This window comes from Actinomycetospora sp. (assembly GCF_036497585.1).
In the GTDB taxonomy this organism is placed as follows: domain Bacteria; phylum Actinomycetota; class Actinomycetes; order Mycobacteriales; family Pseudonocardiaceae; genus Actinomycetospora.
Genome location: NZ_DASXJD010000260.1, coordinates 1 through 14,202, shown reverse-complemented (window position 1 = coordinate 14,202; position 14,202 = coordinate 1). Strand labels below are relative to the sequence as shown.

The 14,202-nt window shown below is 74.2% G+C and carries 11 protein-coding genes; 6 read left to right on the top strand and 5 right to left on the bottom strand.

From position 1 onward, the window contains the following. The coding region (gene aceE / locus VGH76_RS26905) for a pyruvate dehydrogenase (acetyl-transferring), homodimeric type (protein ID WP_331559842.1) at positions 1-1,711 on the bottom strand (1,711 nt) is incomplete at its 3' end. 150 nt (positions 1,712-1,861) lie between these two features. Between aceE and VGH76_RS26900 the strand changes: the two genes are divergently transcribed. The 4 genes from VGH76_RS26900 to VGH76_RS26885 all read left to right on the top strand — a co-directional run bounded on the left by VGH76_RS26900 (position 1,862) and on the right by VGH76_RS26885 (position 7,021). Next, entirely contained in the window at positions 1,862-2,290 is a 429-nt protein-coding gene (locus VGH76_RS26900; protein WP_331559841.1) for a VOC family protein, read from the top strand. 120 nt (positions 2,291-2,410) lie between these two features. Continuing rightward, positions 2,411-5,083: a pyruvate, phosphate dikinase gene (ppdK, locus tag VGH76_RS26895; protein ID WP_331559840.1), complete on the top strand. Its 2,673-nt coding sequence runs from the start codon at positions 2,411-2,413 to the stop codon at positions 5,081-5,083. Between the two features lie 55 nt (positions 5,084-5,138). Continuing rightward, a complete protein-coding gene (locus VGH76_RS26890; RefSeq protein ID WP_331559839.1) occupies positions 5,139-6,299 on the top strand; it encodes an aminotransferase in 1,161 nt (386 codons plus the stop codon). Continuing rightward, entirely contained in the window at positions 6,296-7,021 is a 726-nt protein-coding gene (locus VGH76_RS26885; protein WP_331559838.1) for a hydroxypyruvate isomerase family protein, read from the top strand. Before VGH76_RS26890 ends, VGH76_RS26885 begins: the two co-directional genes overlap by 4 nt. Position 7,022: 1 nt before the next feature. Here VGH76_RS26885 and VGH76_RS26880 read toward each other — a convergent pair whose 3' ends face one another. Both VGH76_RS26880 and VGH76_RS26875 read right to left on the bottom strand, forming a co-directional pair. Next, positions 7,023-7,844: a hypothetical protein gene (locus VGH76_RS26880; protein WP_331559837.1), complete on the bottom strand. Its 822-nt coding sequence runs from the start codon at positions 7,842-7,844 to the stop codon at positions 7,023-7,025. A gap of 64 nt (positions 7,845-7,908) precedes the next feature. Then, positions 7,909-8,484 carry a TIGR03086 family metal-binding protein gene (locus tag VGH76_RS26875; RefSeq protein WP_331559836.1) on the bottom strand — a complete coding sequence of 192 codons (576 nt, stop codon included), beginning with the start codon at positions 8,482-8,484 and terminating at the stop codon, positions 7,909-7,911. 81 nt (positions 8,485-8,565) lie between these two features. Between VGH76_RS26875 and VGH76_RS26870 the strand changes: the two genes are divergently transcribed. Beyond that, positions 8,566-8,904, top strand: coding sequence for an MmcQ/YjbR family DNA-binding protein (locus tag VGH76_RS26870; protein WP_331559835.1), 339 nt, complete (start codon positions 8,566-8,568; stop codon positions 8,902-8,904). A gap of 53 nt (positions 8,905-8,957) precedes the next feature. Continuing rightward, positions 8,958-13,604, top strand: a complete 4,647-nt coding sequence (locus VGH76_RS26865; protein WP_331559834.1) for a BTAD domain-containing putative transcriptional regulator — start codon at positions 8,958-8,960, stop codon at positions 13,602-13,604. Positions 13,605-13,614: 10 nt separating this feature from the next. On the opposite strand, the gene VGH76_RS26860 is transcribed toward VGH76_RS26865, so the two are convergent. After that, on the bottom strand, positions 13,615-13,722 hold the full coding sequence (locus tag VGH76_RS26860) for a hypothetical protein (protein WP_331559833.1): 108 nt from the start codon (positions 13,720-13,722) through the stop codon (positions 13,615-13,617). Next, on the bottom strand, positions 13,719-14,078 hold the full coding sequence (locus tag VGH76_RS26855; protein ID WP_331559832.1) for a hypothetical protein: 360 nt from the start codon (positions 14,076-14,078) through the stop codon (positions 13,719-13,721). Before VGH76_RS26855 ends, VGH76_RS26860 begins: the two co-directional genes overlap by 4 nt. Positions 14,079-14,202: the final 124 nt, after the last annotated feature.

Sequence of the window (14,202 nt, the reverse complement as noted above, 5' to 3'; positions counted from 1 at the left end):
CGCCCAGCTCGTTGATGCCCTCCTGCAGCATCTGCCCGTTCTGCGCCTCGCGGTAGGACATCAGCTGGCCCTCGTCCTCGGGCGTGTAGAGCTGACCGACCCGCGAATAGATCCCGAACTGCCGGAACATGCCCTCCATGCCGAAGGTGCGGGACTCGTCGGGAACGATCGGCACGACCCGCTTCCCGATCTTCTTGTCCCGCAGCAGCGTGTTCAGCACGCGGACGAACGCCATCGTCGTCGAGATCTGCCGGTCCCCCGACCCCGCCAGCTGCGCCCCGAACGCCGAGACGTCGGGCACCTCCAACGACTCCGACCGGCGCCGGCGCGCCGGCAGCGACCCACCCAGGGCCTCGCGGTGGCGACGCAGGTACTCCGCCTCCTCGTCCCCGAGCCGCAGGTAGGGCAGGGAGTCGACGTCGGCGTCGGCGACGGGCAGGTCGAAGCGGTCCCGGAAGATCCGCAGCTGCTCACCGGCCATCTTCTTCTGCTGGTGGGAGATGTTCTGGCCCTCCCCGGCCTCGCCCATCCCGTAGCCCTTGACGGTCTTGGCCAGGATCACCGTCGGCCGGTCGGGCTCGGTGACCGCGGCCTGGTACGCCGCGTAGATCTTCGACGGGTCGTGGCCGCCGCGCGTCAGCGCCCAGATCTCGGCGTCGGTCCAGTCCTCGACCATCGCCGCGGTCTCGGGGTACTTGCCGAAGAAGTGCTCGCGGACGTACGCGCCGTCCTTGGACTTGAACGTCTGGTACTCGCCGTCGACGCACTCCTCCATGAGCTGGTGCAGCCGGCCGGTGGTGTCGCGCTTGAGCAGCTCGTCCCAGCGGCTGCCCCAGATGACCTTGACGACGTTCCAGCCGGCGCCCCGGAAGATGCCCTCCAGCTCCTGGATGATCTTGCCGTTGCCCCGCACCGGGCCGTCGAGGCGCTGCAGGTTGCAGTTCACGACGAAGATCAGGTTGTCGAGGTGCTCCCGCCCGGCCAGCGAGATCGCTCCGAGCGACTCCGGCTCGTCCATCTCCCCGTCGCCGAGGAACGCCCACACGTGCCGGTTCTCGGTGTCGGCCAGCCCGCGGCCGTGCAGGTACTTCAGGAACCGCGCCTGATAGATCGCCATCAACGGGCCCAGGCCCATCGACACCGTCGGGAACTGCCAGAACTCCGGCATCAACCACGGGTGCGGATACGACGAGAGCCCGTGTCCACCCGTCTCCTGACGGAACGCGTCGAGCTGGTCCTCGGTCAGCCGGCCCTCGAGGAAGGCCCGTGCGTAGATCCCCGGCGACGAGTGGCCCTGCATCATCACCAGGTCGCCGCCGTGCCCTGGAGAGGGCGCGTGCCAGAAGTGCTGGAAGCCGGTGTCGTAGAGCGTCGCGGCCGACTGGAAGCTTGCGATGTGCCCGCCGAGCTCGCTCGACTCCTTGTTCGCCCGCAGCACCATCGCCACCGCGTTCCAGCGGATCGCCGACCGGATGCGGTGCTCGATAGCCCGGTCCCCCGGGTGCGGCGGCTCGGCGTCGACCGGGATGGTGTTCACATACGGCGTGGTCGCCGAGTAGGGCACCGGGGCGCCCGCCGCCCGGGCCTGCGAGATCAGCCCGTCGAGCAGGTCGTGGGCGCGTGCCGGGCCCTCCACCGCGAGGACCGACTCGAGCGCCTCCCGCCACTCCTGCGTGCCCTCGGGATCCACGTCGATCGGGGCGTCGGCCATCCGGCACCGTCCTGGGGTCGGGCCGCGGCGCTGCTCCACCGCGGCACGGGATGCGGGCACGCCCACCCTGCCCCGTGGACCGTCGCCGCGAAAGCCGGAGCGCCGCCGACACGGTTGCCGAACGGCGACCGCTCGCGGGACCCTCGGCCGGTGCTGCTCGACGGCGTGGACCACATCGCGACCATCACCCACGACCCGGCGCGCCTCGGCGCCTTCTACGCCGCGGTCTTCGACGCCGAGATCGGGGAGATGCGCCCCCACGGGCAGCAGGGCGAGGAGACGATGACGGTGGTGCGGATCGGCCCGCACACCGAGCTCAACGTCTTCACGATCCCCTCGAGCGGCGAGGCCGACCGGCAGACACCGATGTGGCACCGCGGGCGCCTCGACCACTTCGGGCTGCACGCGGCCTCGCCGGAGGCCTTCGCGACGATCCGCGCCCGGCTCGTCGAGCACGGCGCCTCGGACGGCACCGTCAACGACTTCGGCGGCGCCTGGAGCATGTTCTTCCGCGACCCGGACGGCCTCGAGGGCGAGGTGCTCCTGGAGAAGGACGGGGCCGAGGCACCGCCCCCCTGAGGCCGCGCCAGAGGCTTCTGGATCGAGTCACTCCCCTTTCGGCCATGGTGTGGACGCCGTCGAGGGGCCAGCGTCTTCGGGTGCCGTCGGCAGGGCGGTGCGGACCAGGGGACGGTGACGATGACGAAGTTCGTCTACGACTTCGCCGAGGGCGACAAGGACCAGAAGGACCTGCTGGGCGGCAAGGGCGCCAACCTCGCGGAGATGACGAACCTGGGGCTGCCGGTGCCCCCGGGCTTCACGATCACGACCGAGGCCTGCCGGGCCTACCTCGCCGACGGCCGCGAGCCCGACGGGATGGCCACCGAGGTCTCCGAGCACCTCACGGCCCTCGAGACGACGATGGGCAAGCAGCTCGGCCAGGCCGACGACCCGCTGCTCGTCTCGGTGCGCTCCGGCGCGAAGTTCTCGATGCCCGGGATGATGGAGACCGTCCTCAACGTCGGCCTCAACGACTCCTCGGTGAAGGGACTGGCCGCCCAGGCCGGCGACGAGCGCTTCGCCTGGGACTCCTACCGGCGCCTGGTCCAGATGTTCGGCGCGACTGTCCTCGGGATCGAGAGCGAGCACTTCGCCGAGGCCCTCGACGCGGCCAAGCACGCCAAGGGCACGAAGAACGACCTCGACCTGGACGCCGCCGACCTGGCGACCCTCGTCGAGACGTTCAAGGGCGTCGTCCGCGAGCACGCCGGGCGCGAGTTCCCGCAGGACCCGCGCGAGCAGATGGACCTCGCCGTCCGGGCCGTCTTCGACTCGTGGAACTCCGACCGGGCGAACATCTACCGCCGCCAGGAGCGCATCCCGGCCGATCTCGGCACCGCGGTGAGCGTCTGCTCGATGGTGTTCGGCAACCTCGGGATGGACTCCGGCACCGGCGTGGCGTTCACCCGCGACCCGGCGTCGGGAGCCCGGGGGGTCTACGGCGACTACCTGCAGAACGCGCAGGGCGAGGACGTGGTCGCGGGCATCCGCAACACGCTGCACCTCACCGAGCTCGAGCGGATCGACAAGTCCTCCTACGACGAGCTCATGTCGATCATGACGACGTTGGAGCAGCACTACCGCGACCTGTGCGACATCGAGTTCACCATCGAGCGCGGCAAGCTCTGGATGCTCCAGACCCGGGTCGGCAAGCGGACGGCGGCCGCCGCGTTCACCGTCGCCGTCGAGCTGGTCGACGAGGGCCTCATCGACATGGACGAGGCGCTGCTCCGGGTCACCGGCGCGCAGCTGGCGAATCTCATGTTCCCCCGGTTCGACCGGGACGCCGCGAAGGAGCTGCTGACCACTGGCATGAACGCCTCGCCGGGCGCCGCCAGCGGCACCGCGGTGTTCGACTCCCCCACCGCGGTCTCGCGCGCGAAGGCGGGCGAGAAGGTCATCCTGATCCGGCGCGAGACCACCCCCGATGACCTCGACGGCATGATCGCCGCCCAGGGCGTGCTGACCAGCCGGGGCGGGCGGACCTCGCACGCCGCGGTCGTCGCCCGCGGGATGGGCAAGACCGCGGTGTGCGGCGCCGAGGAGCTCGAGGTCGACGTCCGGGCCAAGAAGCTGACGCTGCCCGACGGCCGGGAGGTGGTCGAGGGCGACATGCTCTCGATCGACGGCACCAACGGCGAGGTCTACCTGGGCGAGGTCCCGGTGGTCGCCAGCCCGGTGATGTCCTACTTCGAGGGCTCGACCGGCCTCGCGGAGAACGACGACCTCGTCGCGGCAGTCGACCGGATCATGCGGCACGCCGACAACGGGCGCCGGCTCCGTGTCCGGGTCAACGCCGACACCGGCGAGGACTGCGCCACCGCCCGCACGTTCGGCGCGGAGGGCGTTGGGCTCTGCCGCACCGAGCACATGTTCCTCGGCGAGCGCCGGGAGCTCGTGGAGACCCTCGTGCTCGCGGAGACCCAGGACGAGCGGGAGAAGGCGCTCGCCGCGCTGCTGCCGCTGCAGATCGAGGACTTCACCGCGATCTTCCGGGCCATGGTGGGCCTGCCGGTGACGATCCGGCTGCTCGACCCGCCCCTGCACGAGTTCCTGCCCGACCTCACCGACCTCTCGGTCGAGGTGGCGCTCGCCCGGGAGCGCGGCGAGGTGACCCAGGAGCAGGAGGACCTGCTGGTCGCGGTGCGCCGGCTGCACGAGCAGAACCCGATGCTCGGGCTGCGCGGCGTCCGGCTGGGCATCGCGGTCCCCGGGCTGTTCGCGATGCAGGTCCGGGCCATCACGCGTGCCGCGGCGACGCTGGCGGCCGAGGGCGTGCCGGTCCTGCCGGAGATCATGGTTCCGCTGGTCAGCACGGTGCAGGAGCTGCAGGCGGTCGCGGCGGAGATCGCCGAGGTGGTGGCCGAGCCGGAGTCGCTGGTCGACGGCGAGCCGGTGCCCCACCAGGTCGGCACGATGATCGAGCTGCCGCGGGCCGCGCTCGTCGCGGCGGAGATCGCCGAGGTCGCGCAGTTCTTCTCCTTCGGCACCAACGACCTCACCCAGACGACCTGGGGCTTCTCCCGCGACGATGTCGAGAGCTCGTTCTTCTCGGCCTACCTCGACCATGGCATCTTCGGGGTGTCACCGTTCGAGTCCCTCGACACCGTCGGGGTCGGGGAGCTCGTCGAGATCGCGTCGTGGCGGGGTCGCGAGGTGCGCCACGACCTCAAGCTCGGTATCTGCGGCGAGCACGGCGGCGACCCGGACTCGGTGCACTTCTTCCACCGGTCCGGACTGGACTACGTCTCCTGCTCGCCCTTCCGGATCCCGGTGGCGCGACTCGAGGCGGGGAGGGCCGCCGTCGAATAGGTGCGCTGCGCGGTCGTCCCCACGACGAAATCCGTTCACATGCGAAGCTGGCCGGGTGCGTTCCTCCGCCCGCGTCTCGGCCGGGATCGACTCCCCGGTGGGCACCGCCTACGCCCGGCTCCCGACGCGGGCCGGGCGCGGGCCGCTCCTCGACCTCGCCCAGGCCGCGCCCGCCCACCCGCCCGCGCCGGAGGTCGTCGAGCACGTCACCGCCGTGGCGCACGACCCCCGCGGCGCCGCCTACGCCGCCCAGGCGGGCCTGCCCCACCTCCGCGAGGCCTTCGTCGCCGACCTCGTCGCGCAGTACGGCGGACGGATCGGTCCCGACGACGTCGTCGTGACGGCCGGGTGCAACCAGGCCTTCTGCCTGGTCGCCGCCGCGCTGACCGAAGTCGGCGACGAGGTCGTGACCCCGCGCCCGGTGTACTTCAACCACGAGATGTGGTTGCGGATGCACGGCGTCGTCCCGGTGGTCGCCGAGCCCGACGCCGACCTCGTGCCCCGCGCGGTCGACGTCGAGCCGCTGCTCACCGAGGCCACCCGGGCGATCGTGCTCGTGACGCCCGGCAACCCCACCGGGGTCACCGTGCCGCCGGATGAGCTCGCCGCCTTCGCCGCGCTGGCCCGTCGTCACGACCTGGCCCTGGTCCTCGACGAGACCTACCGGTCGTTCCGCGACGATCCGGGACCGCCCCACCGGCTCTTCACCGACCCGGCCTGGCGCGAGACCGTCGTCAGCCTCCACAGCTTCTCCAAGGACCTCGCGCTGCCGGGCTACCGGGTCGGGGCCGTCGTCGGGGCGCCGGAGCTGCGCCGCGACGTCATGAAGCTGCTCGACTGCGTCGCCATCGGCGCCCCCCGCATCGGGCAGGAGGCGGCCTGGGCGGGTCTGACGCGCGCCGGGGAGTGGCGCGCCGAGCGCGCCGCCGAGGTCGCGGGGCGCCGCACGGCGTTCACGAAGGCCCTCGCCGAGCGGCCCGGTGGGTTCGAGGTGCTCACCTGCGGCGGCTTCTTCGCCTGGGTGCGGCACCCGTTCGACCGGCCCACCCCGGACGTCGTCGCCGGCCTGCTGACCGAGCAGGATGTGCTGGTGATGCCCGGGACCGACTTCCAGACCGCGGACGACGGGGCGATGCGGGTGAGTGTCGGCAACCTGGGGCTCGAGGCGCTCGACGACCTCGTCGGTCGCCTCGCCGCCTTCGGGGACCGGGCGTGACCGGGCGCGCGGCCAACGTCTCGATCCTCTACCCGGACCTCGGGGTGCTGGAGCGCCCCGGGCGCGCCCGCGGCGACGGGTTCACCGCGATCGAGTCGTGGTGGCCGTTCGCGACGGCGGGCCCCTCGGACGCCGAGGTCGACGCGGTCGTGTCCGCCGTGGAGGACGCCGGGGTCGAGCTGATCGCGATGAACCTCTTCGGTGGCGACCTGGCCGCGGGCGAGCGCGGGATCGCGTCCGACCCGAGCCGGAAGCCCGAGTTCGACGACACGCTCGCCGTCGGGCTCGAGGTCGGCCGCCGGCTCGGGACCCGGATGTTCAACACCCTCGTCGGGATCGGACCGCTGCGCGACCTCGCCGCCGACCGGCTCGCGATGGCAGCGCGGGCGGCCGGTCACGAGGGACGCCGCATCCTCGTCGAGCCGCTCAGCGGGGTCGAGGACTACCCGATCACGACGGCGCAGGATGCGTTCGCGCTGGTCGGGGCGCTCGGGAGCCGGGGCGCGGGGGTGCTCGGCGACCTCTACCACCTCGCCGTGAACGGCGAGGACGTCGACGCCCTCGTCGCCACCCGCGGGCAGGACCTCGCCCACGTGCAGATCGCCGACGCCCCGGGACGCGGCGCCCCCGGGACCGGGTCGCTCCCGCTCGACCGCTGGCTCGCGGCGCTGGACCGGGCCGGCTACGAGGGCTGGGTGGCCCTGGAGCACGTCCCGGGCTGAGTCAGGACCCCCGGGGGCGGGGCAGCTCGGCGTCGTCGATCCCGCGGTCGCCGGCGGAGCGGACGTCCCGGGCCAGCTCGTCGAGCCAGACCGCGGTCTTGGTGAGGTGCAGGCCCGAGGGCGCCACCCCGCGCGCGGCGAGGAAGCGGGTGACCTCCCCGGCGACCTCGCCGGCGGCGTGGGGACGGCAGCGGGTGGAGAACTCGACGAGCTCCCGCCCGCTCGGGTAGCGGCAGTGCTCCAGGTGGGCACGTCCGGCCCGGAAGCGGCCGTCGGGGAGGCCGACGCGCCGCACCGCGAGCGGTCCGTGCGCCACCAGCGACGTCGTCGGGAACACCCCCGCCGCCGCCCACAGCCACTCCTCCTGGTCCGGCGTGAGCAGCTCGGCGGGGCGGGCCTGCCCGGTGACGACGGCCTCGGCCAGCGCCGGGTCGACGTCGCGTCGCAGCTCGACGGTGTGCCAGACGGCGTCGGGGAGCACGTCGAACTCGACGCGCGCGCCCGGCGGGTGGGGCCGGCGCGACCCGCGGCCGTGGCGGCGGCGAGCCCGCACCGTGAGGTCGTGGCGTCCGCGGGCCCGCCGTCGCAGGCGCATCTCCACACCGGAGCGGGCGATGGTCAGCTGGGGGGTGTCGAGCAGGTGCAGCCGGCGCAACCGCCAGCGGGGCGCGGTGCGGCCGGTGAGCGCCGCGGCGGCCTTCTCGGGCCCGGGGCCCAGCAGGATCTTGACCTCGACGCTGTCGACGTCCTCCTCGAGGAGCCGCTGCCAATCGGCGGAGCGCGGTGGCGGGAAGCCCCGTCCCTGCTGCGCACCTCGACCCATCGACACCGCCCTCCACCGTAAGTGCAGCTGGTACCCGACCTCGGCGGCACCCACACGGGGAAGCTCATCGCGGTGCGCGTCCGGCCAGGGCGAGGAGCCGGTCGGCCGGGTCGTCGCCGGGGTCGGGAATCGGGCCGGCGAAGAGGCCGGGCCCGGTGAGCATGATCGGGTCGGAGCGCAGGTAGGTGAGGGTGGCCCGGACGCACGCGTCGTCGAGCCCCTCGTCGAGCCCGGCGCCGCGGGCCAGGTCCCACTCGTGCACGGTGAGGTCGACGAGCATCTGGACGGCGTACTCCTCGACGTCGAGCCACCCGAACGACACGTGCACCCGCGGCGCGTGCGAGCTCGTCACGGCGAAGCTCGCGCGCGACCGGACGGCGGCCCCGTCCCACGCGCGGACCGGGTCGTCGCCGACGAGGTCGCCGTCGTACCGGTCGCCGACGTCGTCCATCGTCTCGCCGGCGAGGACGTGCGGGGCCCACCGGTGCTCGAAGCACATGTGGGCGACGAGGTCGCGCACCGTCCACTCGCTGCACGGGGTCGGAGCGGTCCAGGCGTCGGGCGAGACAGCGTGGACGCGCTCGCCGAACCGGTCGATGGCCGCGGGGACGAGCTCCCGCACCCCGGGAGGCACTGTCATGGCGCACCCGCCGTCGGTGAGGATTGTCTGGCCGGGGCGCCATCGTATCGAGCCCGCCGAGGGGGACAGGGAGCAGCGAGCGTGGCCGACGAGGATGACGTCCGGCGTCTCGCGCTGTCCCTGGAGGGCGTCGAGGAGATCGAGAGCGACGGGTTCGACTACCGGGTGCGGGGCCGCGGCTTCGTGTGGTCCTACCCCGACCGCACGGGCGGGCGCCGCGTGCTGCGGACCGACATCGCGGTGCTCTTCGTGGGCGACGAGGCGGAACGGCAGGCGCTGCTCCTCGGGGAGCCCGACCTGTTCTTCTCGACGCCGGCCTACGAGCCGTTCCCGTTGGTGATGCTGCGGCTCGAGAAGGTCGACGTCGCCCGACTCACCGAACTGGTCACCGACGCCTGGCGGATGCGGCTCGAGGCCTGACGCGGGCCCTCCTGCACCTGGACAGCCGATGATCGTCGCGTGACGCTGGTCACGTGGGCACGATCGTCCGGCTGCTCGGCCCGATCGACGTCGTCGGTCCGGCCGGCGAGATGGAGCTGGGCGGCGCCATGGAGCGCTGTCTGCTCGCCGTGCTCGCCGGACACCGCGGACGCGTGGTCGCCGAGGACCAGCTCGTGGACGCGCTGTGGCGGGGTGCACCGCCCCGGACCGCGGCCAAGACGCTGCAGAACTACGTGCTCCGGCTCCGCCGCAGGCTCGGGAGCCCGGTCATCGTCACGCGGTCTCCCGGCTACCTGCTGACCGGGATGGCGACCGACGCGGACCTCGCCCGGGCGGCGATCGACCGTGGCCGCCGCGAGGCGGCCCGGGGCGAGCCCGCCGCCGCGGTCACCGCGTTCGACGAGGCGCTGGCCCTCTGGCGTGGTCCAGCGTTCGCGGAGTTCGCGGATCGTCCGTTCGCCCGGACCGAGGCTGCCCTCCTCGACGAGCTGCGCGCGACCGCGACCGAGGAACGCATGGCCGCGGTGCTGGCCGTCGGCGATCACCCCGACGCCGCCGCGCAGTGCCGGGAGCTGGTGGCGGAGGAACCGTTGCGGGAGCGACGGTGGACCCACCTCATGCTCGCGCTGTACCGCGACGGACGGCAGGGCGAGGCCCTCGAGGCCTACCGGCGCCTGGCCCGGGTCCTGGCCGACGAGCTCGGCGTCGACCCCGGACCCGAGGCCCGGGCCCTCGAAGCCGCCGTCCTCGCGCACGACCCCGCGTTGCGTCCGTCGCCGTGCGCCGCCCGGCCGGTCGGCCCCCGGGCGAGGACGGCGTGTGTCGGGCGGCGTCGGGAGCTGGACACGCTCACCCGGCTGCTGCAGGACGCCGAGACGGGCCGGGGCGGGGTCGCCTTCGTGTCGGGCGAGCCCGGCATCGGCAAGACCCGGCTCCTGGCCGAGTTCGCGACGCAGCTGGCTCCGCGCGGGGTCCGCGTCCTGTCGGGGCGCTGCCCGGAGGGCACCGGGAAGCGTCCGTATCACCCGTTCGCCGAGGCACTCGAGAGACACCTCGACGGCGCTCCGGCCCCGCCGGCCCTGCGGCAGCTCGTGGAGGAGCCCGGTCGGACGCCACGGTCGGCGCTGGCACCGGACGAACGGCGCTGGCAGCTGCTCGACGGCGTGGCCCGCTTCGTGGTCGCCGGCTGCGTCGAGGCGCCCACGGTGCTGATCCTCGACGACATGCACTGGGCCGACGAGGGCACCGTCAGCATGTTCCGCCATGTCGCGCGTCGCGCCGCGGACCACCGGCTGCTCGTGGTGGGTGCCTACCGCGTCGGTGAGCTCGCCGACGACCACCCCCTCGTGGACACCCTCGCCGCGCTCCGTACCGAGGACGACTGCACCGCGATCGGGCTGCGCGGCCTCGACCGGGGGTCGCTGCGGGAGGTCCTGAGCGCGTGGACCGGCGGGACCACGTCCGCCGCGCTCGTGGAGGCCGTGGCCGCCGAGACCCACGGCAACCCGTTCTTCGCCCGCGAGATCGCGCAGCAGCTCCGCGAGGACGGCCGGCTGCGGGCCGCCCCGGACGGGACCCTCGAGACCTCGCTGCCGCTGTCGGCCGTGCCCGAGGGGGTGCGCCAGGTCATCGCCCGGAGACGCCGCCGGCTCGCCCCGAGCACCAATCGGTTGCTGGACGTCGCCTCGAGCGTCGAGGGCTCCTTCCCGTTCGACCCCGTGCGCGAGGCGGCCGGGCTCTCGGCGTCCGACGGCCTGTCCGCCCTCGACGAGGCGCTGCGGGCACGGCTCGTCGTCCCCGCCGACGCACCCGACCGCTACGACTTCACCCACGCCCTGATCCGGCACACCGTCCGGCACGAGGTCAACCCCTCCCGGCTGCTGCGCACGCACCTGGAGCTGGCGTCGGCGCTGTCCTCGGCACGCTGCGACGGCGGACGGATCGCCCCGGCCGAGGTGGCGACCCAGTACCACCACGCGGCATCCCTCCCGGGGTCCACGGCCGGCGTGACACCGGCGGTGGAGGCGGCCGACCAGGCCGGTGACGCGGGCGCCCACGACGAGCGCGCCGGCTTCCTCAGGATCGCCCTCGACCTCGTCCCCGACGGCGACACGCGACGCGCGGACCTCCTGACCCGACGCGCCGACGCCCTGGCCTGGGCCCTGCGCTTCGACGAGTCGGTCGACTGCGCCCGGGCCGCCGTCGCCGCCGGAGCCGGGGCGGCCTCGCGGGCCGACGTCGCCGTCGGGCTCGCGACCGCCGGCAGCATCACCCACGCCTGGGAGCTCGCGGCGGAGGCCTCCGCCACGGTCCACGAGCTCGACCCGGTCGGCCGGGCGTCGGTGACGTTGCTCGACCTCGAGCGCCAGGAGGCGGCGGACCCCGACCACCCGGGGATGCCCCTGGACCTGCCGGGCCGTCGGGCGGCCCTCGAGACGCTCCTCGCCTCGGGGCGGCTCGTCCGGCGCGGGGACCTGTCCCGCTACGCCCTCGCCGCCGTGCACGCCCGCCGCGAACGCATCCCCGGCGCCGCGGCCGCCGACCCCACCGTCGGGGCGTTCCTGATCGGTGACTACGCCGGGGCGGTCCCCCGCTTCGCCGCCGAGGCGGACGCAGCGGAGGCCGACGGGCGGCTCGCCTGGGCGGTCTACTGCCGCGCCGGCGAGGCGCGCTGCCGGATCGCGCTCGGCGCCCTCGCCGAGGCGCGGACGTCACTCGAGCAGTCTCGGGAGCTCGTGCGACGCCTGCCGGCACTCCCGCTGGGGTGGCAGCTCCTCCACCACGAGGGCGCGGAGGACGCGATGACCGCGGCCCTCGATACCGGCTGGCCGGAACGGATGGCCGCTTTCGACCGATGGATGCGCCCCGGTCCCGAGCGGCACTGGGGCAGCGCGGGCATCACGGCGATCGGCGCGCGCGGGCAGGCCCGGATGGGCGAGTCCCGTTCAGCACTCCCCCTGCTCGCCCGGCCTGTCCGGGCGCTGGGCCTCGCCCCGGCGTGGGCGCCGAACTACGCGCGGACCGCGTACGAGGTCGCCGAGACGCTGTGGTTGCTCGACCGCCGGGACCACCTCGCGCTGGTCGAGCAGGCTCTCCGCGACCGGGCCCTGCCCGTCCGACTTCCGGTTCCCCATGACCGACTCGCGCCTCGCCCTGGCCCGGCTCTGCGCGCTCGACGGCCGCCGCGGGGAGGCGTCCCGTTGGTTCGACGCCGCGCGCGAGGTGCTGGAGGCCCAGAGCGCGCGGCCCCTGCGGGCCGTCGTCGACCACGACGAGGCCCTCATGCACCTGCGGGTCGGCGATCGGGCCGCCGCCGCTCCCCTCGTCGCCGCGGCGGCTGCGGGTTTCGAGGAGCTGGGTATGTGCGGGTGGCTCCGGCGGCTCGAGCGCACCACCGGGCCGAGCTGAGCGACGACGCCGGCGGGCGCGACCTCGTTGCGACCGCACCGCGACCGCCGTCGCGCACCCTCGTCCGGACCTCGACCGAAGGAGACCGCGATGACCACCGCATACGTGTTCGACAGCGACAGCATCTCGCAGGACGACTACGACCAGATGATGGCCGCGATGGGGATCGCCGATCTCGACGGCCCCTATCCCGACGGCCTGCTCCACAGCCGGGTCTGACGCCGTCGAGCGAGGAGGAGATCGCGATGAAGGCCGTCCGCCTGCACGCCTACGGCGAGCCGCTCCGGTTCGACGACGTGCCGGAACCCACGATCACGGGCCCGCACGACGTGATCGTGCGGGTCGCCGGCGCCGGCCTCTGCCGCACCGACGTGCACATCCGCGATGGCTGGTTCGCCCCCGCCGTCCCCGCGGAGCTCCCCCTCACGTTGGGCCACGAGAACACCGGATGGGTCCAGGAGGTCGGGGCGGCGGTGGAGAGCGTCGGCGTCGGCGACGCCGTCATCTGCCACCCGCAGCAGTCCTGCGGGACGTGCGCCGCGTGCCGTGTCGGGGACGACATGCGGTGCGCCGCCGGGCTGGCCTTCAACGGCCTCACCCGCCCGGGCGGCTTCGCCGAGCTGCTCAAGACCACCGATCGCGCGACGTTGCGCCTGCCCGGGGCCCTGTCGCCCGGGTCGGTCGCTCCCCACGCCGACGCCGGGCTGACCGTCATGCACGTGGTGCGCAAGGCGGTGCCGCTGCTCGGACCCGGGACGCGCGTGGTGGTCGTCGGGATCGGCGGTCTCGGGCACATCGCGGTGCAGTGCCTGCGATCGCTGTGCGCGGCCGAGGTGATCGCCGTCGATCCCGATCCGCAGGCCCTCGAGCTCGCCCTCGCCTGCGGCGCCCACCACGCGCTCGCCCCGGACCGGGCCGCGTCGGAGCTCGCCCGGCTCACCGGTGGCGCGGGCGCCGAGGCGGTGATCGACTTCGTCGGGGAGGGCGACGCCCCGGCCACGTCGCTGGCCATGGTCCGGGCCGCGGGCACCTACTTCGTCGTCGGCTACGGCGGGGAGCTGCGGGTGCCCACCTTCTCGCTCGTCCTGCCGGAGATCAGCGTCGTCGGGAACGCCGTCGGCACCCATGACGACCTGCGTGAGCTCATCGCCCTCACCGCCGCCGGCGGCGTCGAGCTGCGGACCCGGGCCTACCCGCTCGAGGCCTTCGAGGACGCGGTCGCCGACCTCGAGCACGGCCGGATGCACGGGCGCGGGGTGCTCGTTCCCTGAGCACCGGTCGTCACAGGTCGACCTCGGTGCCCACCCCGGCCCGCTCGGCGGCGGCGAGGACCACCGAGGCGGCCGCGGCGTCCTGGACCGCGACACCGACCGACTTGAACACCGTCACCTGGCCGTCGTCCTGTCGCCCGGGGTGGTGGCGTGCCGGCCCGCCGGGCCGTCGCCGGGGCGCACGATCGGGTCGACGGTGCTCGTCGCGGCGCAGACGACCTCAGCGGCGGCGAGCGCAGCCGGGATCGTCGTGCCGCGCGCCGGCAGGCCCTCCCGCACGAGGTCGTCGGCGATCGCGGCCGCCTTCGCCTCGTCGCGGCCGCCGATCAGGACCTCGTCGAACTCGTGGACCAGGCACGCGTAGCGGACGTGCTCGCGGGCCTGCGGCCCGGTGCCCAGGACGGCGAGCGTCCGCGCCGAGCGCGGGGCGAGGTCGAGCGCGGGGCGAGGTGACGGATCGACAGCGCGGAGCACGCCGCCGTACGGGCCGCCGTGAGCAGGTCGCCGTCGACGAGGGCGAGCAGGCGTCCGGTGGGTGGGTCGAACACGGCCAGCGCGGCCTGGTGCACCGGCAGGCCCGCCTCCTCGTTCTCGAGGT